This is a genomic window from Carnimonas bestiolae (assembly GCF_051251145.1).
In the GTDB taxonomy this organism is placed as follows: Bacteria; Pseudomonadota; Gammaproteobacteria; order Pseudomonadales; family Halomonadaceae; genus Carnimonas; species Carnimonas bestiolae.
Genome location: NZ_JBPCZK010000001.1, coordinates 303,413 through 327,821, shown reverse-complemented (window position 1 = coordinate 327,821; position 24,409 = coordinate 303,413). Strand labels below are relative to the sequence as shown.

18 protein-coding genes are annotated in these 24,409 nt (G+C 59.9%); 11 read left to right on the top strand and 7 right to left on the bottom strand.

Annotated elements, in window-relative coordinates:
- Positions 1 to 74: 74 nt before the first annotated feature.
- Entirely contained in the window at positions 75 to 3,554 is a 3,480-nt protein-coding gene (gene mfd / locus R84865_RS01530; protein WP_435638656.1) for a transcription-repair coupling factor, read from the bottom strand.
- Positions 3,555 to 4,035: 481 nt separating this feature from the next.
- On the opposite strand from mfd, the gene R84865_RS01525 reads away from it, so the two are divergent.
- Together R84865_RS01525 and sthA are read left to right on the top strand one after the other, a co-directional pair.
- Positions 4,036 to 4,890, top strand: a complete 855-nt coding sequence (locus R84865_RS01525) for a hypothetical protein (RefSeq protein WP_435638655.1) — start codon at positions 4,036 to 4,038, stop codon at positions 4,888 to 4,890.
- A gap of 72 nt (positions 4,891 to 4,962) precedes the next feature.
- Positions 4,963 to 6,372: a Si-specific NAD(P)(+) transhydrogenase gene (gene sthA / locus R84865_RS01520; protein WP_435636947.1), complete on the top strand. Its 1,410-nt coding sequence runs from the start codon at positions 4,963 to 4,965 to the stop codon at positions 6,370 to 6,372.
- A 220-nt stretch (positions 6,373 to 6,592) separates the two neighbouring features.
- On the opposite strand, the gene R84865_RS01515 is transcribed toward sthA, so the two are convergent.
- Positions 6,593 to 7,474, bottom strand: a complete 882-nt coding sequence (locus R84865_RS01515; RefSeq protein WP_435638654.1) for a DNA replication terminus site-binding protein — start codon at positions 7,472 to 7,474, stop codon at positions 6,593 to 6,595.
- A gap of 383 nt (positions 7,475 to 7,857) precedes the next feature.
- Between R84865_RS01515 and R84865_RS01510 the strand changes: the two genes are divergently transcribed.
- Together R84865_RS01510 and R84865_RS01505 are read left to right on the top strand one after the other, a co-directional pair.
- A complete protein-coding gene (locus tag R84865_RS01510; RefSeq protein ID WP_435638653.1) occupies positions 7,858 to 9,102 on the top strand; it encodes a lipoprotein-releasing ABC transporter permease subunit in 1,245 nt (414 codons plus the stop codon).
- Positions 9,095 to 9,796: an ABC transporter ATP-binding protein gene (locus R84865_RS01505; protein ID WP_435638652.1), complete on the top strand. Its 702-nt coding sequence runs from the start codon at positions 9,095 to 9,097 to the stop codon at positions 9,794 to 9,796. Before R84865_RS01510 ends, R84865_RS01505 begins: the two co-directional genes overlap by 8 nt.
- Positions 9,797 to 10,093: 297 nt before the next feature.
- Here the strand turns inward: R84865_RS01505 and guaD are convergent, their stop codons facing one another.
- The 5 genes from guaD to R84865_RS01480 all read right to left on the bottom strand — a co-directional run bounded on the left by guaD (position 10,094) and on the right by R84865_RS01480 (position 16,466).
- Positions 10,094 to 11,410: a guanine deaminase gene (guaD, locus tag R84865_RS01500; protein ID WP_435638651.1), complete on the bottom strand. Its 1,317-nt coding sequence runs from the start codon at positions 11,408 to 11,410 to the stop codon at positions 10,094 to 10,096.
- Positions 11,407 to 12,279: a xanthine dehydrogenase accessory protein XdhC gene (gene xdhC / locus R84865_RS01495; RefSeq protein WP_435638650.1), complete on the bottom strand. Its 873-nt coding sequence runs from the start codon at positions 12,277 to 12,279 to the stop codon at positions 11,407 to 11,409. Before xdhC ends, guaD begins: the two co-directional genes overlap by 4 nt.
- Positions 12,276 to 14,693 carry a xanthine dehydrogenase molybdopterin binding subunit gene (gene xdhB / locus R84865_RS01490; protein WP_435638649.1) on the bottom strand — a complete coding sequence of 806 codons (2,418 nt, stop codon included), beginning with the start codon at positions 14,691 to 14,693 and terminating at the stop codon, positions 12,276 to 12,278. The genes xdhC and xdhB overlap by 4 nt, the downstream gene beginning before the upstream one ends.
- Positions 14,677 to 16,125, bottom strand: a complete 1,449-nt coding sequence (xdhA, locus tag R84865_RS01485; protein ID WP_435638648.1) for a xanthine dehydrogenase small subunit — start codon at positions 16,123 to 16,125, stop codon at positions 14,677 to 14,679. The genes xdhB and xdhA overlap by 17 nt, the downstream gene beginning before the upstream one ends.
- 71 nt (positions 16,126 to 16,196) lie before the next feature.
- Positions 16,197 to 16,466, bottom strand: a complete 270-nt coding sequence (locus R84865_RS01480; RefSeq protein ID WP_435638647.1) for a hypothetical protein — start codon at positions 16,464 to 16,466, stop codon at positions 16,197 to 16,199.
- 75 nt (positions 16,467 to 16,541) lie between these two features.
- Between R84865_RS01480 and R84865_RS01475 the strand changes: the two genes are divergently transcribed.
- The 7 genes from R84865_RS01475 to murB are packed head-to-tail and all read left to right on the top strand — an operon-like array spanning position 16,542 to position 24,274.
- Positions 16,542 to 18,872, top strand: a complete 2,331-nt coding sequence (locus R84865_RS01475; protein WP_435638646.1) for a DNA internalization-related competence protein ComEC/Rec2 — start codon at positions 16,542 to 16,544, stop codon at positions 18,870 to 18,872.
- 53 nt (positions 18,873 to 18,925) lie between these two features.
- Positions 18,926 to 20,671, top strand: coding sequence for a lipid A export permease/ATP-binding protein MsbA (gene msbA / locus R84865_RS01470; RefSeq protein ID WP_435631677.1), 1,746 nt, complete (start codon positions 18,926 to 18,928; stop codon positions 20,669 to 20,671).
- Positions 20,668 to 21,708: a tetraacyldisaccharide 4'-kinase gene (lpxK, locus tag R84865_RS01465; RefSeq protein ID WP_435638645.1), complete on the top strand. Its 1,041-nt coding sequence runs from the start codon at positions 20,668 to 20,670 to the stop codon at positions 21,706 to 21,708. The genes msbA and lpxK overlap by 4 nt, the downstream gene beginning before the upstream one ends.
- A 24-nt stretch (positions 21,709 to 21,732) precedes the next feature.
- A complete protein-coding gene (locus R84865_RS01460; protein ID WP_435638644.1) occupies positions 21,733 to 21,951 on the top strand; it encodes a Trm112 family protein in 219 nt (72 codons plus the stop codon).
- 4 nt (positions 21,952 to 21,955) lie between these two features.
- Entirely contained in the window at positions 21,956 to 22,771 is an 816-nt protein-coding gene (kdsB, locus tag R84865_RS01455; protein WP_435638643.1) for a 3-deoxy-manno-octulosonate cytidylyltransferase, read from the top strand.
- Positions 22,764 to 23,255, top strand: coding sequence for a low molecular weight protein-tyrosine-phosphatase (locus R84865_RS01450; protein WP_435638642.1), 492 nt, complete (start codon positions 22,764 to 22,766; stop codon positions 23,253 to 23,255). Before kdsB ends, R84865_RS01450 begins: the two co-directional genes overlap by 8 nt.
- Entirely contained in the window at positions 23,252 to 24,274 is a 1,023-nt protein-coding gene (murB, locus tag R84865_RS01445; protein ID WP_435638641.1) for a UDP-N-acetylmuramate dehydrogenase, read from the top strand. Before R84865_RS01450 ends, murB begins: the two co-directional genes overlap by 4 nt.
- Positions 24,275 to 24,409: the final 135 nt, after the last annotated feature.

Here is a 24,409-nt window from a genome sequence, read left to right as displayed (position 1 = left end):
AGCCAATACTCGCCATGGCTAGCCGCGGTATCAGCAACGCTCGCCCAGCGTCTCTTCGGATTGGCAATCGGCAGCTAGCGCTCGATGCGATGCTTGCTGAGCTTTTCCAGCAAGGCTTCCACGCACTTGAAGCGTTCTTCAGCGGCTTCCATGTCAGCGAAAAAGCGTAGCGTTTGTGCGCCATCCAGCTTGTAGCGCGCAGGCTCGCGTTGAATCAGTCCCACCAGCGCCATAGCATCGATGGCCGGCTGGCTGCCGAACATCACTCGACCACGCTCTGGCCCCGCCTCGATACGGGTGATGCCCAGCGATTCAGCCAGCGGGCGCAAACGTGCCTGCCTGAACAGGTTTTTCACCGAATCGGGCAGCAGCCCGAAGCGATCGATCATCTCGACCTGTAGCTCGCGCAGTTCGCTGTCGTTTTGCGCACTGCTGATACGCTTGTACATCACCAATCGCTGCTGCACATCCGGTAGGTAGTCGTCGGGAATCAGCGCGGGCACGCCGAGGCCAATCTCCACTCCTTCGCTAATCGGGGCTTCCAGGTTAGGCGTTTTGCCGGCACGAATGGCGTTGACTGCGCGGTCGAGCATTTCCATGTAAAGCCCGTAGCCAATCGTTTCGATTTGGCCACTCTGTTCGTCTCCCAGCAGCTCACCCGCACCGCGAATTTCAAGATCGTGGCTGGCCAGATTGAATCCCGCGCCAAGCGCGTCGGATTGGGTAATCGCTTCGAGCCGTTTGATGGCATCGCTGGTCATCTGCTTCGGCGGCGGCGTGAGCAGATAGGCGTAGGCCTGATGATGAGAGCGCCCGACGCGGCCGCGCAGCTGGTGAAGCTGCGCCAGACCAAACTTGTCGGCGCGTTCGATAATAATGGTGTTGGCGCTGGGAACGTCGATACCTGTCTCGATGATGGTCGAGCACACCAGCAGATTGAAGCGCTTGTGATAGAAGTCGCTCATCACGCGCTCAAGTCCGCGCTCGGCAAGTTGGCCGTGGGCGATGCCAATACGTGCCTCCGGTACTAGCTCAGCCAGTTTTTCTGCGGCGCTTTCAATGCTTTTGACTTCATTGTGCAGGTAGTACACCTGCCCGCCGCGCAGAATCTCTCGCAAAATGGCTTCTTTCAAAATGCCATTATTACGCTGCTGCACGAAGGTTTTGACCGCTAGTCGACGCGGCGGCGGGGTGGCGATAATCGACAAGTCGCGCATGCCGCTCATCGCCATCGACAGCGTGCGAGGAATCGGCGTGGCGGTCATGGTGAGAATGTCGACCTCCGCGCGCATTGCCTTCAAACGCTCCTTCTGACCTACCCCGAAGCGGTGTTCTTCATCGATGATCACCAGCCCCAGATTGCCGAATTCGACACCGCGCCCCAATAGCTTATGGGTGCCAATCACGATATCGGTGCTGCCCTCGCGCAGGCGCTCAATCGCTTTGTCTTGCGATTTGCCGCTGTTAAAGCGCGACAGCAGATCGATATTGATGGCGCTATCGGCGAAACGATCGCGGAAGTTGTCATAGTGCTGCTGCGCCAGCAGCGTGGTCGGCACCAATACCGCCACCTGTCGCCCGGCGTGTACGGCCAGGAAGGCCGCGCGCATGGCGACTTCGGTTTTACCGAAGCCAACATCCCCACACACCACGCGGTCCATCGGCTGCGGTGCGGTCATGTCGCCGATCACCGCATCGATGGCAGCGCGCTGGTCGGGGGTCTCCTCGAACGGGAACGCCGCCGCGAAGCGTTGATAGTCGGCATCGGGCGGCGGGCAGGCAAACCCCTCACGCGCCTCGCGTCGGGCGTACACATCGAGCAGCTCAGCAGCAGTATCACGAATGCGTTCGGCCGCCTTGCGGCGCGCCTTCTCCCACTGATCGTTGCCCAGCTTGCTGAGCGGGGCATGTTCGTCGGAGGCGCCGGTATAGCGTGAAATCTGATCGAGCGCATCGACGGGTACGTACAGCTTCGATCCGCCGGCGTACTCCAGCGCCAGAAACTCGGCGCGCTGGCCGCCCGCGTCGATCATCTCAAGGCCGAGATAGCGACCGATGCCGTGTGCGCGGTGAACCACCGGAGCGCCTGTTTGCAGTTCCGACAAATGCCGCACCGCCAGTTCGTTGTCATCGGTGGCCTTGGTCTGACGGCGGCGTTGGCGTACCACTTCACCAAACAGCTCGTTTTCGGTGATAACCACGATCTGCTCATCGGCAATCGCCATGCCGCTGGAGACCGAACCAGCGCTTAGCATCAGTTCGTCGTCGCTCGAGAGAAACGCTTGCCAGCTATCCACAATCGGCAGTTTCAGCGCCAGAGGTGCCAGCGTTTCCTCAAGTGATTCTCGGCGTCCACGCGTTTCGGCCACCAGCAACAGGCGCATGCTGCGTTCACGACACCGGCTAAGGTACTGCTCCAGCTTGTTAAGCGGTTTGCTGCTACGCGGATCGAGCATTACTTCTGGTAAGGCTTCAACAGCAAAATGCGCGGCGTGAGGGTGGGGTTGATCGACCAACTGCACGCGCGGATACGCTTTGATGGCGGCAAACAGCTCAGCCACCGGAATAAAGGCATTAGCCGGCGTTAGCAGCGGTCGGGTGGGATCGACGGCGAGATTGTCATAACGTGAAGTGATCGACGTCCAGTGGCTTTCGGCGGCTTCATAGGTGCCGGCCAGCAGCGCGACGCTCAGGCCCTTGCCGATGTGCTCAAACAGATTGGCGGTGTGCTCGAAAAACAGTGGCAGATACTGCTCAAGCCCCGGTGACGGAATGCCCGCCAATGCATCGACGTAAAGCGGCGAGCGCCTGGGGTCCACGTCGAACATGGTTTCGAAACCTTCACGAAAGCGCGCGATGGCTTCTGGAGTGAGCGGGTATTCGTGGGCGGGCAGTAATTCGATTTGCTCAATGCGGTCAAGCGAACGCTGGGTTTCGGGGTCGAAGGTGCGCAGCGTGTCGATGTCGCTATCGAATAAATCGATACGCAGCGGATGCTCGGCGCCCATCGGGTAAAGATCGATCAGCGCCCCGCGAAAGGCGTATTCGCCCGGCTCGAATACCGTTTCGACAGCGCGGTAGCCGCTGCGCGCCAACTGCGCACGAAACTGCTCACGATCCAGTGACTCGCCCACCTTCAACTGGAGTGCCTGCACCGCCACGAAATCGGCAGGCGGCAAGCGCTGCATTAGCGTATTGACCGGTACCAGCACGATATCAGCGGCATTATTTTGCAACGCGCGAAGGGTGCGCAAGCGGGCCGAGACGATATCGCGATGAGGTGAAAAGCTGTCGTAGGGCAGTGTTTCCCAGTCGGGAAACGCGAGCACGCGCAGTGACGGCGCTGCGTAAAACTCGAGATCGGCCTCTAATCGCTGCGCAGTGGCGGTGTCTGGCGTAATAATCAGCAGCGGGCCGTCGATCTGCTCGGCGAGCCGCGCCAGCGCCAGTGCTTCAGCACTACCAGCGGGTTGTTGCCAATAGCTAACGCGAGAGGCGTCACGAGCATGGGGCGGATGCAGAAGCGAGACAGTATCAGAGGCGCTGACAGACATGGACGATGGGATACCGAGCGTTGAGTCCAACAAAAGGCGCCGTGTGAGACGACGCACACAATGAGTTCGTGAAGCAGACGGTGCTTACTGCTTGGATACGATAGCCCTGCATCATACCCATCCGATGGCGTAAAGGCGATGTCCTCGAACGCCGGCGAAGCGAATGCGCTGCGGCGAGGGCGAGCGTTGATCGCCGCTGCGGTACTGCGTGACGCTGCCGCCAGCCGCCAGCCGCCAGCCGCCAGCCGCCAGACCCCAGACCCCAGACCCCAGACCCCAGACCCCAGACCCGCTGGTATGCCTTGCATGCTGTGCGAGTGTTACTACGACTGTCGGCGTTAGCCAGGTGCAGGGGAGCAGCCTTAATTCCAATGATGGACGATGGTGCGATAGTGTCGGGTTATCGGCTAGTATGACGCGGTATTGATAGAAAGTGAGGGACGGTCATGATGCCTACAATCTGCGGTGTTCGAGGGGTGCGATGCGTAAGCTGGTAATAGCGCTGATACTTCTTGTAGTGCTCAACGTGGGGATGGCAGCAGGCTTCGCGGCTTTTCTTTACCATCCCGCCAAGCCGCCGCAAATCCTGCGTATTGCCGGTGCGCTAGAGGATGGCGGCTACCGTCTAACGTTACCGGGTGACTATCCCCCGGAGCGGGTGACCGATATCAAGCGAGCGCTCGATCACGCATTCGACACCCAGCAGGTTGAACAGCTGGCGGTGGCCGCTGCCGCTGCATTTACGCCTTCAGCAACGGTTTCCGACACCCAAGTGCATTGGTATATCGATCGCCAGCAGCCTTGCCCTGTGTACCTTCCCGCAACGCCTTCCGCTGCCGATACTAGCGCGGCAGCGACCGCCAATATCGTAGAAGACAGCGTGCCGCACTATCAGAGGTTAGCCCACGCTTGTGCACCAAAGCCAACTCCGTTTGAGCCGTTGCAGCAACAGCGCGCGCGCCAAACGCGGTTTGCCAGCGCCCGAATAAACAGCGTCGAAGGGACGCTCGAAGCGCTGAACCTCACCGACTACCGTATCGAAATCAATGGCGTAATGCGCGCACGTGGCGGGCGCTGGCAAGTAGCGCTGCCGGTAGGGAAGCCGGTGTCGATCGATCATCGCACGCTGGTGAGCATGGCAGCAGGTGTCGGCGATCGACTATGGGTGCTGGCGCCCAGCACCGAACAGGCGATAGGCGCAGCGACCGCGCTCTCGGCACTGCCCACACAGCAGGCGCTAGAGCTGGCGAACGCTCACGAATGGCGCGCACTATGGACGTGGCACGATGGGCGTACCATGATGAGCAACAAGTTTTCTGTACAACTGCTGCATTAGGATGCGGTGTAAAGCATCAATAGCAGGCGTTAGGTTGCAGCAGCCCATTCTTATAAATGTTCGAGGCGAGAGATGAGCGAGTTTCAATACGATGTAGTAGTGATCGGCACAGGTCCTGCCGGTGAGAGCGCTGCCGTCAACGCGGCAAAGCACGGCAAGCGGGTCGCCGTGATTGAGGATCGCTACACGGTAGGCGGCAACTGTACCCATAAAGGGACAATTCCTTCCAAGGCGTTGCGCTATGCCGTGAAGCAAATCATCGATTATCGCAACGGCCCGCTGTGCAATACCGCTGCCGATACGCGCGTGTTCGATTTGCCAAAGGTCATGGACTACAGCTTCCGCGTTATCGACGCGCAGGTTGAAATGCGCTCGCACTTCTACTCGCGCAATCTGGTCGATGTTTATACCGGCCACGCTTCCTTTATCGATGAGCATTCGCTGCGCATTGAAACGCCCGACGATGAAGCACACACCCTGCTGCAGTTCGAGCATGCGGTCATCGCTACCGGATCTCGTCCGTTCCGCCCTGCTGATGTCGATTTCGACCATCCGCGCATCTACGATGCCGACAAGATTCTCGATATCGATAATTCACCGCGCACCATTATTGTCTATGGCGCAGGGGTAATCGGCTGCGAATACGCCTCAATCTTTGCGGGTCTCGACATTAAGGTAGAGCTGATCAACAACCGTGAACGGCTGCTTTCCTTCCTCGATGACGAAATCAGTGATGCGCTTTCCTACCACCTGAGCAACAGTTTTAACGTAAGAGTGCGTCACAACGAGACGTACGAGCGTATCGAAGCCACCGATAGCGGCGTGACCCTGCATCTGAAATCGGGCAAGCGCATTCGCGCCGACGCGCTGCTGTGGGCCAACGGTCGCTCGGGTAATACGGAATCGCTGGGGCTCGAAAATATCGGCCTAACCGCCAACAACCGCGGTCAGTTGCATGTCGATGAGCACTACCGTACCGAAGTGCCGCATATCTATGCCGCGGGCGATGTGATTGGCTGGCCAAGCCTCGCCAGCGCCGCCTATGGTCAGGGCCGTGCGACCTGTGCCGACATGTTCTCCAGTCCTGAATTCAAGCTGGTTGATGAAGTGCCCACCGGTATCTATACCATTCCCGAAATCAGCTCGCTGGGCGCTACCGAGCGTGAGCTAACCGAGCAGTGCCGCCCCTATGAAGTAGGCGTCGCCAATTTCAAGGAAACCGCTCGCGCGCAAATTACCGGCGACACGGTCGGCATGCTGAAGCTGCTGTTCGATCCCGAGACTCACGAACTGCTGGGCATTCACTGCTTTGGTGATCAGGCATCGGAGATCGTGCACATCGGGCAAGCGATCATGAATCAGCCTGAAGGCAACAATCTGATCGATTACTTCGTTAATACCACTTTCAACTATCCCACGCGCGCCGAAACCTATCGCACCGCAGCGCTGAACGGGCTGAATCGGGTGGCGGGTATCGCTTAAGGCAGCAGGTGGCGGGGTGTCGCTTAAGGCGGCAGGTGGCGGGGTGTCGCGTGGTTGCCTGATCAGCAGATGAGGCATTACTGGCTGTATAGCGCAGTCGCGCCAGCGGCGGTAGGCCGGAAGGGAGCGGACCAAGGGGGGCGGTTTGGCTGGCAACCCGCGGGTAGCGCGGTTCGGGATTTTGCGCATCGCGGCAAGCCGCCGATGCTGCCCTATTGGCCTAGCGTGCAGTGGCGTAGCGATGCACGCGAATGCTGGGTAGCCAAGTTTCCTCGTCGATCTGCGCATCGCTGCGTTTGCCGCGCTGACGGTCGCTGGGTGGCTGCGCCGGCGGCTGTTTGCAGTGGGGCAGCACCAGCTTGCCGGCGGCCTGCTGAGCGGGTACGAACAGCGGCAGTGCAACGTTAAGCGCCTGACGCTGGCGGCCGTCGTTAAGCGGCTCGGCGAAAAACAGGTTGGCGCGCATTAACGGTGCCTGCGGTTGAATCTGGGCCAGTGCTTCGTCACTCGGCAGCGCGGCCAAGCGTTTTAGCTGCTGTGCGATGTGCGGGGCTTGCGCACCGAGTGCGGTAAGCTGCCGTGCTGCTTCCTCGACAGAGATACGTTTGATCGATCGACCGCTGGCATACCAGGCAAACCTGACTCGCGATAGCGGCGCTGGGGCGAGCGGCACATGGCGCCAGCACTGTTTGAGGTGCAAACGAGCAAGGCCGGCGCCTTTCAGATGGGTATGCAGGGCTGGGTGTCGAAACGGTAGCGTCGCCTTGATCTCTTTCATGGTGGCAGGGTAGTGCTGACGCAGCTGTTTGATCAGTTCGGCCAGCGCCGTCTTGTGCTGGTTGACCACCGAGGCCGCTTCCAGCAGCGCTTGATCGGCCGCAATCATGCCGATGTAGGGGCGGGTAGTGCGCCCGTCCTGACCATCCTGATACCAGTAATCGGTCAGCGCGAGGCTCAGCCACTGCCGAGGCGCAAGCGAGCGATCAAACTGCCAGGTGGGATGGCGTTCGGGATCATAGCCACTCAGCAGTGTCTGGGTGGTGTCAATCAAGGCGTCGAACGCATGTTCCAAGCGTGCGGTCAGTTGATATTCCGATACCATCAAAAGGTGCTCCACGACAGAGATAGTGGCTGAATATACCGTTATCTATGGTGACTGCAAGCGGCGCGCTGAACCCACGCTTGTAGAATTAGCGCGATGCAGCGGCGATGTCGGGCATTCGTTAGGGCACTGGCGAGTGTTCGGCGGGCGAATACCCTGCGTTAACTCGTCGCGGCCCGGTGGACATCGCATCGCTAGTTGCTGCATCGTGGCGCACAAGTGCGTACCATGGTCGCTCTTTTGTACACGGCGCTTGCTGGCGATACCGCAAGCGACGATTGATTTGGCAGCTGCGGCTTTGCTGCAGCATATGACCCGAGCCAAGGTATCTGCCGGCGTAATTCGCGGCCTGTGCCCTTGGCCCATTGCAGGAACTTCCTCCTATGCTGGATCGCATCCCTTTTCTGATAGGGCTTCGCTACACCCGCGCCAAGCGGCGCAATCACTTCATCTCCTTTATCTCGCTAACCTCTATGCTGGGCCTAACGCTCGGTGTCGCGGTGCTGATTCTGGTGCTGTCGGTGATGAACGGCTTCGATCACGAGTTGCAGCACCGTGTGCTGGGCATGGTGCCACACAGCAAAATCCAAAAGGATGAAGGCGGCATCGACAACTGGCAGCAACTGTCTCGGCAGATCGAACAAAACCCGCATGTGGTGGCGACCGCTCCCTACGTTGAGCAACAGGGGATGCTGGCCGCGCGCGGTCACACGGCGGGCGCGCAGGTTACCGGTATCGATCCGGCGGCCGAGCCGAAGGTGTCGATCATCGCTGATCACATGCAGTCCGGAAGTCTTGATCGGCTCACCAAGGGCAGCTGGAACGTGGTGTTAGGGGAGCTTCTGGCTCGCCAGCTGCACGTGGGCGTTGGCGATAAGGTCACGCTGCTGATTCCGCAGGGCTCCTCGGTCAATCCGGCGGGAGTCTTCCCACGCATGCGCTCGTTTACCGTCAGCGGTATCTTCAAGGTAGGCGCGCAGTTGGACGGCAGCCTTGCCTACGCCAGCCTGGGCGATATGGAAGCCTTGGCACGCCTTAACGCGCCGCAGGGCATTCGGCTGAAGCTCGATGACATCTTCAACGCGCGGCCGGTAACTCAGGATATTGTGAATCAGCTGCCCATCGGCTATCTGGGCTCGGATTGGACCTTCTCGCAGGGCAACCTGTTCCAGGCCATCCAGATGGAGAAAAACCTGATGGGGCTGCTGCTAACGGTGATCGTGGCGGTTGCGGCCTTCAATATTGTCTCGACGCTGGTGATGGTGGTGACCGATAAACGCGCTGACATCGCGATTTTGCGCACGCTCGGCGCCACGCCGCGTACCATCATGGGTATCTTCATGGTGCAGGGTATCGCCATCGGCGTAATTGGCATCGTGCTGGGGCTGATAATCGGTATTGCGCTGGCGCTGTCGATTTCCGACATCATCAATTGGATCCAGAACGTGTTTGGTATCCAGTTCCTCGATCCGTCGGTCTACTTCATCAGCTATCTGCCGTCGCGCCTTGAAGCATCCGACGTCATCACCGTAATTGTGGTGGCCTTTGTGCTGAGTTTCCTGTCTACGCTGTATCCGGCATGGCGCGCTTCTCGCGTCCGTCCGGCGGAGGTGCTGCGCTATGAGTGATGTAATGCTTGAATGTCGTGAACTGTCACGTGTGTATCAGGAAGGGCCGCAGGACCTCGAAGTGCTGAAAAGCCTCAACCTGGTGGTTGAGTCCGGTGAGCGCGTGGCGATCATCGGCAGCTCCGGGTCGGGCAAGACCACCCTGCTTAACCTGTTGGGCGGTCTCGATGCGCCTTCCCACGGTGATGTCATCGTTGCTGGTACCCATATTGCCGAGCTGAACGAAGCGAAGCTGGGGCGCTTCAGAAACCAGCACATCGGCTTCGTGTATCAGTTCCATCACCTGCTGGCCGAATTTACCGCACTCGAAAACGTGGCGATGCCGCTGGTCATTCGCGGTCAAACTCGCAAACTGGCGGGCCAGCGTGCGGCCGAGCTGCTGGAGCGCGTCGGTATGGCAGATCGCGGTCAGCACAAGCCCGGCGAGCTGTCAGGAGGCGAGCGTCAGCGTGTCGCGATTGCGCGTGCGCTGGTCACTGATCCCAGCTTGGTATTGATGGATGAGCCTACCGGTAACCTCGATCAGGGCACCGCCGGCCGGATTCTGGAAATGCTCGACGAACTTGCCACGCAAAGCCGCTGCGCTTTTGTGATCGTGACTCATGACCCCAACATCGCCCAGCATCAGGATCGCGTTATGCGCCTCGATGCCGGTCAACTGGTGCAGGTCGAAGAAGCAACGCTGGAAGGATAGCGAGCTGTTTTGGTCACCGTCGCCAGGCAGAAGGCGGTAAAGCACCGGCTGCACAGCTAAAAGAAGGCGAATCAAAGCGCCGCGAGAGATTATCTCGCGGCGCTTTTCGCGTGTTATGGGGAGCGAATCAGCGACATCCCTATGAAGCGGCTAAAAAATGGGCCTTGGCGTAAAGCGTCGCAGCCCACCCAGCCGGACCTAGCGGCCAGTGCCCGATACCCTCAGCTGTGCCCGTGACTATAGGCGAGTTGTTAACACGCAGGCGAGCGTGGCGGGGCACTGCGCCGGTACGGCTGGCTAGGCGTCGCGACGATACTGGCACTCGCCCATCAGATAGGTGGCGGCAATACTGCGATCATCGCCTAGCAGCATCAGGTTAAACAGCTGCTCTTCAAGACGCTGCTCGCGCAATGCCGCTTTGGTCGCCGCTGCCGGCGTTGCTGCGCTGTCCAGCACCACGATATCGGCTTCCTTGCCAACCGTCAGGTTTCCTATTCTATCGTCCAGACGCAGCGTGATAGCACTGCCCAGCGTGATTTGATAGAAGGCCTGCCATGGCGACAGGGCTGCTCCGTTTAGCTGGCAAACCTTGTAGGTGTCCTGCAGGGTCTGCAGCTGCGAGAGGCTGGTGCCCGCGCCAATATCCGTGCCCAGCGCAATCGGCACTTGCTGGTCGCGAGCCGCTTGCCAGTTGAACAGTCCGCTGCCCAAAAACAGGTTGGAGGTGGGGCAGACGGTAATTCCGCTACCGGCCGCGCGGATGCGCTCGCGCACGCTGTCGTCAATATGAATGGCATGGCCGAAGTAGCAGCCGTCGCGCAGCAGCCCCGCGCGTGCATAGACGTCGAGATAGTCGCTGGCATCGGGGTAGAGCGTCTTTACCCAGTCAACCTCGGCAAGGTTTTCGCTGAGGTGCGTTTGCATGCGAATACCGGGGTATTCGTCCATGAAGATGCCCGCAGCCTCCAGTTGCGCCGGGGTAGAGGTGGGCGCGAAGCGTGGTGAAAGCACATACTCAAGGCGCTGGCGCCCGTGCCACTTCTCTAGCAGCGCGCGCGACGCTTCAATGCCCCCTTCGGCGGTGTCCAACAGCTTTGCGGGTGCGTTTCTGTCCATCAGCATCTTGCCGGTCAGCAAGCGCATATTGTGACGCAGCGCGGCACCAAACAACGCTTCGGTGGCCTGCTCGTGGCGTGTGGAAAACACCATTGCCGAGGTGGTGCCGTGACGCAGCAGTTGCTGAACAAACAGCTCGGCCACTTGCTCGGCATAGCACTGCTCTTCAAACCGGCACTCTTCGGGGAAGGTGTAATTGTTCAGCCAGTCCAGCAACTGACGTCCGTACGAGGCGATAATGCCCAACTGGGCAAAATGCACATGGGCATCGATAAAGCCCGGCATTAGCAGTTTGTCGGGATAATGATCGATGGTCGTCTCTCTAGGCAACGTCGCTACGAAGGCTTCCGCATCACCGCAGTAAGCGATACATCCCTGCTGATCGATGGCAATCGCCGCATCCTCATTATATTCGGCGCTGCCCGAGAGGGGCGCGTTATCGCCCGGGTCCTTGAGAAAATGCAGCAGTGGACCGCGCAGCACTTTTTTTAGCGTCATGAAGGTTGCTCTGTTCGGTTGAGAAGCTGAGTGATTGTTTCAAGGTCGGCGTGGGCCAGCCCCCTCAGCGTGGTTGTTTCACGTTCACCCGGTGCCAGGGTTAACAGCTCCGCGGCGATCCCCAGCGCTATTTCAGCGGGAAGCTTGTGGCCAATGGCGGCGCTGGCAATAGGGCAGCGTACGCTATCGAGTTGAGCATCGCTAAAGCCGCGGGCCTTGAGTCGATGGCGAAAACGCGCCCATTTGGTCGCGGAGCCAATTAGCCCAATGGAAGCAATGTGGGGCTGCTGAAGCAGATATTCGATCAGCCGCTCATCTTCGCTATGGTCGTGGGTCATCACCACGCAGTGGGAGTGGGGCGCAAGGCGGTGTGCGGCGGGGTCGCCTTCAAGCTGAAAGACGCGGGTACGGGGCCCCGCCTGTTGGGCTGCTGTATCCACTGCGCTGGCTCGAGAGTCGTACCAATCGACGCGCCATGGCAGCGTTGTCAGCAGCTGCTGTAACGCCGTGCCAACGTGGCCTGCACCAAACAGCGCGACCTGCATCGACGCACCGGCGAAGGGTTCGAGCAGTACCGCGACATGGCCGCCGCAGCATTGGTTGGCCTGTACCCCTAACGCTAGTCGTTCCAGGCAGCAGCTGCGCTCACCGTTACTAAGCATGGCACGTGCTCGCGCAATCAGTTGGTATTCGACATTGCCGCCGCCTAGCGTATCGAAGGTATCGTCTAGCGTGACCACCATCTTGCTGCCGGGCTCGCGTGGGGTGGAGCCCGCGCAGCTTAATAGCGACACCAGTACGTGAGCAGTGCCTTGCTGCTGCAGCTGGGCCAGTGCACAGCTCCAGTGGGCGGTGTCGCTGATGTTCATGGAAGCTCCTCGCTAGGCGCTGCTGCTGCCTGGTTAGCGACCTGCGCGCGCATGGCTTGGCACGCTAACAGCACCTGTTCGGGGGTTGCCGGCGTATTCAGGCGGGGATTACTGCGATAGCCGTCGAGGCTAGCAATGGCATCGCGCAGCGCCGCCCAGGCTGAAATTGCCAGCATCAGGGGCGGCTCGCCCACCGCCTTGGAGCGATAGATGGTGGCCTCTGAGTTAGGGTGTCCGGAAAGCAGTGATACGCGGAAGTCGATCGGGGCGTCTGAGTAGGCCGGTATCTTGTAGGTAGACGGACCGCTGGTCATCAGTTGACCGCGCTCGTTCCATTTAAGCTCTTCAGTAGTGAGCCAACCAAGCCCTTGGATATAGCCGCCTTCAATCTGGCCGCGGTCAATCGCGGGATTCAGTGAGTCACCGACATCGTGAAGAATATCAACGCGACGCACGCGGTGCTCACCGCTGAGGGTGTCTATTTCTACCTCGGTCGCAGCGGCGCCGTACGCGTAGTAGAAAAAAGGCCGACCGCGCGCCGTAGTGGGGTCATAGCCAATTTTTGGCGTCGCGTAGAACCCCTCGGCCGCCAGCGAAATGCGGTTTAGATAGGCCTGCTGAATAAGTTCGGCCCAGGCTAGGCGGAAGGGGGCACCTGCCAGCGTGGTGGCCGTCAGCGCATTATCCTCAAGCGCTAAGGTGCCTTCCTCCAAGTCATAGTGGCGGCGGGCGAATTCGAACAGGCGTTCTTTAAGCGTTAGCGCCGCCCGCCTTGCCGCCATCGCATTGATATCGGCGCCGGATGACGCGGCAGTTGGCGAGGTATTGGGAATCTTGTCGGTGCGAGTGGCACTGATGCGCACGTCGTCCAGCGCGATCCCCAGCTCCCGCGCCACCACCTGACACACCTTGGTATGCAGCCCCTGGCCCATCTCGGTGCCGCCGTGGTTGGCAAGTACGCTGCCATCGGTATAGATGCGTAGCATGGCGCCGCCCTGATTCAAATGAGGCGCGGTGAACGAGATCCCGAATTGGACCGGTGTTAGCGCCAGACCGCGCTTGATGATTGGGCTGGTGCGGTTATACGCAGCAATCTGCTGACGTCGCGTGCGGTAATCGCTGTCGCGCTCCAACTGCTCTACCAGCGGTAGAATCAGGTGCTGCTCGACCTGCTGACCATAGTGAGTGACATCGCGGCCCGGGGCATAAAAGTTGCGCTTACGCACCTCCAGCGGATCGAGGTTTAGCGTGCGAGCGATATCGTCGATGGCGTTCTCAATCGGCAGCATGCCTTGCGGCCCGCCAAAACCGCGGAAGGCGGTATTGGAGGCGGTATTGGTTTTGGCGCGATGGCCAATCACCAGGCTGTCGCCCAGGTAATAGGCGTTGCTAGCGTGAAACATGGCGCGGTCCACTACGCCCGCAGAAAGATCGGGCGAATGACCGCAGTCGCCAATCAGCTCGATGCGCGCGGCCTGAATAACGCCGCTGTGATCAAAGCCGACCTGATAGCGATTATGGAAGGGATGGCGCTTACCGGTTACCTTCATATCGGTTTCGCGAGGCATGCGGAATTTTACCGGCCGTCCGGTAGTGACCACCGCCAGCGCTGCCATTACGCCAACGGCGGCCGCCTGACTCTCCTTGCCACCGAAGCCGCCGCCCATGCGCCTGACCTCGGCCACCACCGCGTGCAGCGGGAGCGCCAGCACTTCCGCCACCAGCTTCTGCACTTCGCTGGGGTGCTGGGTGGAGGTTAATACGCGAATGCCGTCGTCTTCCCACGGCTCGGCCATGGCAATTTGGCCTTCGAGGTAAAAGTGCTCCTGCCCGCCAATGAACAGCTCACCGGCCACCTGTAAGGGCGCGCTCTCAAGACGCGCCAGCGGCTTATCGCGCTGCTCTTCGGCGACCACCACGCGGTTGTGTTCCCTGCGCTGCACGTGTTTTGGCAGTACCGTCTGATGGGTTGCAATGGCCTCCACGGGATCGAGCAGCGGCGCGGCGTCGTCAATCTCGATAATGGCCTTGGTAACGGCCTGGCGAGCCGCCCGCAGGCTGCTGGCAACAACCGCGAAGATAGGCTGACCGTGGTAGCGAACGCTGTCTTCTGCCAGCAGTGGGTCGCCCGGGAATACAGCACCTACTTCGTTGTGGCCGGGAATATCGGCGGCAGTGAGCACCCTTACCACGCCGGGCGCTGTGCGCACGGCGGCTAAATCGAGGCGAGTAATGCGTCCACTGGCGCTGGGCGAGAGCCCCACCGCCAAGTGCAGCAGGCCAGCCGGCTGGTGCAGGTCATCTGTGTAGCTGGCGCGGCCGGTCACGTGACCAACGGCGCTTTCATGGGCCTGCGTATTGCGTGGCGGCGCGGCACGCGTCAGGGAGGACTGAGGATCAATCAGCTGTCGCATCCAGAAGCTCCGTCGCAATGTCAGTGGAAGAGAGCTGCAAACGCAGACGCTCGAATAAATTGGCGGTAGCCGCCAAGCGGTAGTGACTGCTGGCGCGCGCGTCAGTAAGCGGTGAAAACTCGTCGGCTAGTGCGCTGCGCACTTTTTCTACCTGAGCGGCGGTTAGTGGCTGGCCTTCCAGCACTGCCTCACTCTGGTAGGCGCGTTTGGGAATCGCGGCCATACCGCCCAGCGCTACGCGAACATCGCGAAGGATCTCGCCATCAAGGGTAAAGCGAATCGCCAGCAGCGACGCTGAAATGTCATCGTCGCGGCGCTTCGACAGTTTCCATACCTTTAACTGCTGGTGGGGAGCCAAGGTGTTGATGCGTATACGGGAGATGATTTCGCGGGCGCGCAGCGCGGTCTGGCGATAATCGATAAAGAAGTCTTCGAGCGCGAGGGTGCGAACGCCCTCGGGACTTAACAGCTCAAGCTGTGCCTCAAGTGCCAGTAACACCGGCGGGGTGTCACCGATGGGAGAGGCGTTGGCGATATTGCCTCCCAGGGTGCCGCGATAACGAACCTGCTGTGAGCCTAAGCGGTACAGCAGTAGGCCGAAGTCGGGAAAGCAGCGTTCAAGCAACGGCGCCAGCTGGTGGTAGGTCACGGCAGCGCCGATGGTGACGGTATCGGCGTCTTCGTTAACGGTACGCAGCTCGTCTACCTGGCTAAGGTCGACCAAATGGTCGAAATCCTTCAGCCGCTGGGTTGATTCCAGCATCAAATCGGTGCCGCCAGCGATAAAGCGAGGCTGCTCCAGATGCTCAAGCAGGGCGCTCAACTGAGCGATGCAGGTGGGCTGATAAAAACCGCGAACCGATTCGGGTGAGGCGTCGTTCTGAGCACTGGTCGTCAAGCGTGGTAACGGCGCCTGAGCTGTTATCCAGGGCGCGATATGTCCTTCCGTCGCGCGCATCTGAAGCGCAGCCTCGCGAATCGGGCGGTAGCCGGTACAGCGACACAGATTGCCACCGAGCGCATGGCTGATGGACTGATCGGTAATGGCGCTGTCGGCGTGATAAAGACTGAACAGCGACATCACAAAGCCGGGCGTGCAGAAGCCACACTGACTGGCATGGTGGTTGACCATCGCCGCCTGAACCGGATGTAGCTCGCTGCCGTTGGCGAGTCCTTCCACGGTGGCAACGTCCAACCCGTGCAGTTGGCCGGCCGGCATGATGCAGGCATTCACTGATTGCCACTCAGCGCCGATGGTCGGGTTACGTACCGCAATGGTACAGGCACCACAGTCGCCCGAGGCGCAGCCTTCCTTAGTGCCGGTCATGCAAAGCCGCTCACGCAATAATTCCAGCGCCGAGGCGTGAGCCGGCGGTATGTCCGACGGTTGATCCATAACAATGGTTTCGCCGTTCAAGCGAAATGTCAGCATTGCACACTCTCCTTTTGTTGTTCTCAAGCGTAATGGCAGGAGTACAGCGTGATGCGCGCTATAGAGGCGGGTTATGACGAGCCTGCCAGTTCGGTCACGGTAGTTCGCCAGCGCTGCCGTTGGCGATAGCGGTTGCCTGATTTGCCGCTATCACGCGTGATGACGCGCGGGCGATGCTGTTGCTTCTCAAGAGATGATGGCTGATTGATGTTGTTGTGCCTGAGAAGTTGCCAAGAGGCAAGCTCGTTAGGTTGCAAGCAACCTCGCTGCTGATGGCCTGCTGCCACGTTAGAAGAATATTGGCCTGAGTGAAAGCGTCGACACAGCGCGCTGTCGATCACGCTGAATGTCGCCGGGCACCCTCAAGCGTATAGCTGGCGTGCCGATATACCGCCTTTCCCACGGCGACTATCAATATGTATCGTTGTTTGCGACGAGCGGGGTTACCGCTGGCAGTCATCGCGCTCTTTACCGGTATCCTGATCGGTAGTTGGCCAAATGCCACGCACTGGCTGGAAAACAGCATCGGTATGTTGTGCATTGTCGGCATCATGTTGCTGGCCTCGCGACAGTGGTTGGCACTGGCGCTGCTGGTGGCTGTGCTAGCGGGCTGGCTGAATATGCTGCAGGCGATGGACCATCGGCTAGAGCCGGGCCTGGCGCGTCAGCCGGTACTGCTATCGGGGCGCATTGAGCAGGTAACAGCGGGTGAACAAGGCGCTCAGTCGCTGATGCTGAAGGTAGCAAGCTGTCGCCCTCAACGGCATGCACTGCCTGCCTGCAATGGCCTGCGCAGGGTGAGGCTACGCTGGTTCAATGCGCCGCCGGTGGCGGTAGGAGAGCGCTGGCAGCTAAGCGCGCGGCTGGTTCCCGCCCATAGCCGCAGCAACAGCGGCGGTGGTATCGCCAGTGCACGTTTGCTGGCGCAGGCGCTGGGGGCGACGGGCAGCGTGCAAAAAATGCCCGCACCGCGAAAACTGGCAGCGGCGGCATTTTCATTGCGTAACCGTATCGCTACGCACATCCACCCCTTCCTTGAACATAGCACCGCCGAGCGCTGGGCCCACGCACTGCTGCTCGGCGATGCTTCGTTGTTCAGCGACAGCGATTGGCAGCGCTTGAACGACAGCGGCACCGTGCATTTGGTGGTGGTGTCAGGCATGCACGTGGGCATCCTGATGCTGTGCCTGATGTGGCTACTGCGTTGGCTGCTGAAGATGATCCTGCCGCGTCATTGGCGACTTCAGCACTGGCCCTGGTTAGTAGCGCTTGCCGCGGCAGCGGGCTACGTCATGCTATCGGGAAGCGGCCCGCCGGCGGTCAGGGCATGGCTAATGGCGGTGGTAATGGTGTGGTATGTCTCGAGTCATTATGCACCGCCGCCCTTCAGTGGTTGGTGGCTGGCACTGGGCGCGCTGCTCTTCGTTAATCCGCTGCTAGTGTTCCGCCCTGGCCTGTGGTTCTCGTTTGTGGCGGTGGCGGCGCTACTGCTGGCCTGGCGCTGGCGACCAACGCCGACTCGCTGGTACGGCTTGCTGCGCACCCAAATAACGCTGGGGTTGCTGCTCGATGGGGCCGTGCTGCTGGTTTTCGGGCGCCTGATGCCAGTGTCGCTAGTAGCCAATCTGATCGCCATTCCTTGGGTCTCCAGTGTGATGCTGCCGCTGGGCTTAATCGCGCTGCTAGCATCGCTGATACCGGGCCAGCCAGCCGCTGCGCTGGTGTGGCATCTGTTTGAGTGGGCGGCGTACCTCCATGAACAGTGGCTGTCGCTGCTGACCACGCCACTGCCTTCCGTCGCCATGACATGGCCGCGGCGCTTGCCGATCGCAACGGCCATGATGCTGACGGCGCTGCTTTGGCTGTTGCCGGGCTTTAGCCGCCGCTTCAGACTGGTGTTTAGCGTGGCGCTACTGCCATTACTGGCGGGAAGTGCCGGACAGCGCGACATCGCGATGGGGGACGTGGTTATACGCGTCGAAGATATCGGTCAAGGGCAACTGCTCGACATTCGCACGCAGCGTCACCGCATGCTGTACGACACGGGGCCGCGGAGTTTTTCCGGCTATATGCCGTTAGCCGAGCTATGGCCGCCCGGCCAGCATTTCGACATGCTGCTGTTAAGTCACGCCGATCTCGACCACTCCGGCGGCGTAGCGGCATTGCATGAGCTGCATCACGTCGGGCAGTGGCGCGCCCCTGACCTCGCCACTTTCGGTTTGCCTGGCCCGGTTGCTGCCGGGCTTCCCTTCGTCGCTTGTCGGGCCGGTCAGCAGTGGCAGTGGGACGGCGTACGCTTTAGCGTGCTGTGGCCGTTGCCCAACATGCCACTGCCGGTTAATCAGAACGATCGCTCGTGCGTGCTGCTGATCGAAGCACATCAGCAGCGTGCGCTGATACTTGGCGATGCGCCGAAGGCAGTAGAGTATCGGCTGCTACGGTTTTTTGACCGCCCGCTAGCGCTGCTGGTCAGTGGTCATCACGGCAGTAAAAGCTCATCGTCGCATTCGCTGCTGGTGCGTGCGCAACCGCATCACGTGGTCCACAGCTCGGGCTTTTTCAACGCTTACCATCATCCCGCTGAGGAGGTGGTAAGGCGTACCGATCACCACAGCGCTTGTCAGTGGGTAACGGCGGAAGATGGCACTTTGGAAGCGCGTATTGCCCCAAACGGAATTCAGGTCATGCCTCTGCGTCGTCGTCGCGCTGTTGAGAGTAGCTGTGTTGAGGTATCATCCGCGCGTTGACGCGGCAATTCGCATCGCCGCACCAATCACCGAGATGATCTCAGGAGACACTTTTGAAAGACGGTTCATGGGCTCTTTATTCGCGCCTGCTGACGTATGTGCGCCCTTATTGGAAAGCGTTTGCTCTCGCGATTCTGGGAATGATCCTGTACGCGTCATCGCAAGCCTGGGTAACCCAGGCCATGCAGCGCATGGTCGACGGTATCCAGCATCCCTCCGATAGCTTTCGCTTCGTAATGCCGCTGATCTTCGTATCCATCTTTATCTTGCGCGGCGTAGGTACCTTCCTCGGTTCCTATTTCATGGATTATGTGGGCGGCAAGGTGGTTTATGCGCTGCGCGTTAATGTCTTCGATAACATGATTCGCCTGCCCAGCAGTTTTTTCGATCACAACTCGCTTGGGCATCTGCTGTCTCACATGACCTATCAGGCGGAACGCGTTACCGGCGCTGCTACCGATGCGCTGACCATCTCGATCAGAGAGGGAATGACGGTGGTGTTCCTGATGGGGCTGATGTTTTACAACAACTGGCGGCTCACGCTGGTGTTCTTGTGCATCACGCCCATTATCGGGGTGGTCGTTGGCTATGCGGGCAAGCGCGTGCGTCGGCTATCGCATCGTATTCAGAATGCGGTGGGTAACGTTACCCATGTGGCGTCGGAAGCGTTGAGCGGCAACCGCGTGGTGCGTACCCACAGCTCGGAAGACTACGAGCTGAAACGCTTCATGAAGGCCAGTGAAAACACTCGCCGGCAAAACCTCAAGGAATCCAAGACGACCGCTATTGCCAGTCCTCTGATTCAGACGCTGGTGGCGCTGGCGCTGTCGTTCATGGTGTGGCTGGCGCTTACGCCGGGGGTGATGGGCTACATCACTCCCGGCGAATTCATCTCCTTTATTTTAGCCGCCGCAATGCTGATCAAGCCGGTTAAATCGCTGACCGACATCAACGGCAAAATCCAGAAAGGATTAGCGGCCTGCGAATCCATTTTTGCGATCATCGATGCACCCAAGGAGCAGGATGACGGCACCTACGCGCCCGCAACCGTAAAGGGTGATGTGGTGTTCGACAACGTGTCGCTGCGCTATAGCCCCGATGATAAGGCGGTGCTGAAGCACGTTAGCTTCGAGGTCAAGGCGGGCGAGATGGTCGCGCTGGTTGGGCGCTCGGGCAGCGGTAAAACGTCGCTGGTGAACTTGCTACCGCGTTTTTATCCGCTGACGGAAGGACGCATTCTGCTCGATGGTCACGATGTTAACGACTACAGCCTGCAGGCGCTGCGTAGCCAGATTTCGCTGGTTAGTCAGCAGGTCACGCTGTTCAACGTGTCGATCGCGAATAACATTGCCTACGGTGACGAGTCGCCTTCGCGCGAGCGGGTTATCGAGGCGGCCAAGGCCGCTTACGCCGCAGAATTTATCGATCGGCTTGCCGATGGCTATGACACCATCATCGGCGATAACGGCGTGATGCTCTCAGGCGGACAGCGCCAGCGTATCGCCATTGCGCGGGCCATTTACCGCAACTCGCGCGTACTTATTCTCGATGAGGCTACCTCGGCGCTTGATACCGAATCAGAGCGCTACATTCAGCACGCTCTGGAAGGGGTGCGCCACAGCCGTACCACGCTGGTAATTGCGCACCGGCTATCCACCATCGAGAACGCTGATCGCATCGCGGTGTTTGATCGCGGTGAGTTGGTCGAGATGGGCACCCATGAAGAACTGCTTGCCAAAGACGGTAATTACGCAGCGCTGCACCGGGTGCAGTTCAATGAAGACAGCGCGGACGAATGAGTATCAAGCGCTGGGTAACGCGGCGCTGGTACGGTAAGCCCGGCGCACTTGGGCTGCTGCTGCCGCTTGAGTGGCTCTACACAGCGTGCGCCAAACGGCGTCGCCAGCGCTATGCCCAGCAGCCTGAACGCCGCTATCGTGCCGGCGTTCCCGTGATTGTGGTGGGTAATATCAGTGTCGGCGGTACCGGCAAATCGCCCACCGTCGCGTGGCTGGTCGCTCATCTGCGCGAGCGCGGCTGGCAACCGGGCATTGCTTCGCGTGGCTACGGTGGGCACGCCGACCAGTATCCGTTGCTGGTAGAACCAACCACGCCGCCACAGCAGGCCGGCGACGAGCCGGTGATGCTGAGGCTCTCAACCGGTGTGCCAGTAGCAGTGGCGCCCGCGCGTGCCGATGCGGTGAAGCTGTTGGAAGCGCAGGGCTGTAATATCATCGTGACCGACGATGGCTTGCAGCACTATGCGTTGGAGCGCGATATCGAACTGGTGGTGATCGATGGCGAGCGAGGGCTGGGCAATGGTCACTGCCTGCCGGTAGGGCCGCTGCGCGAACCACCTGTACGACTCGCAGACGCTAACGCGGTGTTGATCAATGGCACTCCGCGCGTTGAGCTACCGGTGGATGGCTGGGCGGGTACGCTTTCGCCTCTGCATCTGCGGCGCTTGAGCGATAGCGTGCGGCAGCCGCTGTCACCGCTACCGTTTTCGGGCAAGGTACATGCTGTGGCCGGTATTGGGCACCCCGAACGTTTTTTCGCCACCCTTGATGCGTTGGGGATCGAGGTTATTCGGCACCCGTTTGGCGATCACCATCAGTTTACGCAGCAAGATATCTCCTTCGGCGATCAGTTACCCATCGTGATGACCGCCAAGGATGCGGTAAAGTGTCAGCCGTTGTTGAGTGATACGATGCGCGCATCCAGCTGGGCGCTCGAGGTGGCGCTCACGCCTGAAACGGGATTCTCTGACTGGCTCGATAGCCAGCTTGAGCCGTGGAGCCATGTTCGCCGCGAAGATGTTGCTCGGCGCTGTTAATCTTTTATTTTATGAGGAATTGTCATGGATAAGGAACTTCTGGCCATGCTCGTGTGCCCGCAAAGCCAGGCACCGCTGGAGTACGATAATCAGCGCAGCGAACTCGTTTGCCGTCAAAGCGGGCTAGCCTATCCGGTGCGCGATGGCATTCCGGTCATGTTGGTCAACGAAGCACGTCAGCTCGACACCGAAGAAAAACTCGGCAAGCCGCGTAACGAAGCTCCGGCGCTAGGGGGCGAGTAAGCCAATGTCGCAGCGTCAGGGCGAAGCAGGCGGCTTCGTGGCCGTTATTCCAGCACGCTATGCGTCGTCGAGGTTGCCGGGCAAGCCGTTGGAGGATATTGCCGGCCAGACCATGATCGAGCGGGTATGGCGGCAAGCGCTGCAGTCCGGTGCCGAGCGCGTTGTTATTGCCACGGAAGATCAGCGCATTCAGCGCCATGCGGAAGCGCTGGGGGCCGAGGTAGTATTGACTTCCGCCGATCACGAAAATGGTACGTCACGATTGGCGGAAGTGGTCGAAACGCTAGCGTTACCGCCTGCAACGCGGGTGGTTAATGTCCAAGGTGACGAGCCGTTACTGCCTCCCGCGTTGATCGATGTGGTAGCGCAAAGCCTTGCCGAGCATCCAGAAGTGGCGATGGCAACGCTGGCCGAACCCATCTCCGAGCCTGACACGCTATCACGTGCCAGCGTGGTCAAGGTAGTACGCGACGCCAACGGTCGCGCGCTCTATTTTTCGCGTGCGCCGATTCCTTGGCAACGTGATGCCTGGGGTGAGCAAGGTCCGCAGTCAAGCGCTGCGCAGGCTGCCTTCAACAGTGCGAACGCTAGCTGGCTGCGCCATATCGGCCTATACGCCTATCGCGCCTCCTTCCTGCATGAATATGCCGAACTGCCTATCGCGCCGCTGGAAGCACTGGAGCAGCTTGAGCAGCTACGCGCGCTCTACCACGGTTATCGTATTCAGGTCGAAGTAACCGACATCGAGTATCCGGCGGGCGTTGATACACCGGCCGATCTCGAGCGTGTTCGCCACTGGCTGGAGAGTCGTGATGAGTGAATCAACATCGCAGGTATCGGTGCTGTTTGTTTGCCTTGGCAATATTTGTCGTTCGCCCACCGCGGAAGGCGTGTTCCGTCACCTGATCAAGGAGCGTGGTTTAGAGCACGCTTACCGCATCGATTCCTGCGGCACGGGGGCATACCACACCGGTGAACCGCCGGATCGTCGCGCCCGCGAGGAAGCACATCGGCGTGGCCTGTCACTCGATGATCTTCGCGCCAGAGCGCTCAACCAAGGTGACTTTGAGCGTTTTGATTACATCGTGGCGATGGATGACGCCAACTATCGCGATATCAACGCCGCCGCTCCGCAGCACTTCAGTGGGCATCTGGTCAAACTGCTCGACTTCGCGCCCGACTACCGCGGCGACTCTGTGCCCGATCCTTACTACGGCGGGGATGATGGCTTCCGTAAGGTATTCGATATGGTGGAGCAGGGTTGTGGTGGCTTGATCGATCATATTGAGGCAGCGCGGCAGTGACTGCCTCGATCCACATCGCTCGTGAGGTCGATCTAAGCGCGCTGAATACCCTGGGGCTACCCGCCATTGCTGAGCATTATGCTGAGCCTGCCAGCATTAGCGAGCTACAGGCGGTGCTGGCCGAGGCGCGCAGCCAGCAGTGGCCTGTAGTCGTACTGGGCGGTGGCAGCAATGTGATTCCGGCTCCTTATATAGAAGGAGTGGTGATTCGCTACAGCGGCGCTGATACTCGTCTCGAGGTGGAGGGTGACAGCGCTTTATTACACGCGGCGGCCGGCGCAGATTGGCCCACACTGGTCGAAGCAACTGCTGAAGCAGGCTGGTGGGGTATTGAGAATCTGGCCTTGATACCGGGCAGCGCCGGTGCTGCGCCGGTGCAGAATATCGGTGCTTACGGTGTCGAGATCGGTGAACTGATCGAGCGTGTCGTTTACGTTGATCAGGCGGACAACAGTGTCAACGTCCTCTCTGCCTCAGAGTGTGGCTTTGGCTATCGCGACAGTGTTTTCAAGAACGCGCTTTCCGAGCGCGCAATTATCGTAGAAATCGTGTTACGGGTGAGTCGTCACGCGTCTGCTAGGCTCAATTACGCCGATCTTGCTCAGCGAGTTGCCGTACCGGCCACGCCTGCGGCGGTCGCGGCAGCAGTTTCTGACATCAGGCGCGACAAGCTGCCTGATCCTCGACAGTTGGCAAACGCCGGCAGCTTTTTTAAAAATCCTACCGTCTCTGAAGCGAAGGCGAGTGCTCTTGCCGCGGATCATCCCGATATGCCGCGCTATCCCGCTGCGGATGGGGTAAAGCTCGCCGCAGGTTGGTTGATCGACCGCTGTGGCCTGAAGGGCGTCAAGCGTGGTCATTTCGGTATTCATGAGCGTCAGGCGTTGGTGATCGTGCATTTTGGTGACGGTTCAGCGCAGGAGCTTAGCGACTTCGCGAACTCAATCGCCGCGCAGGTAGCGGATCGTTTTGGTATCCAGCTGGAGCAGGAGCCGCGTCGTTTGGGGTTTTCTGACTAACGTGCGTGTTGCCCAACGCAGCGTTGGCGGCCGCTGCCTTTGGCTTGCGCCACGCGCGGTGGCATAGCGCTTAAGACCCAGACCGATAGACGGTTGCGTAACCAACGAGAAGCCCCCGGTTGAGCATGTTGCTCG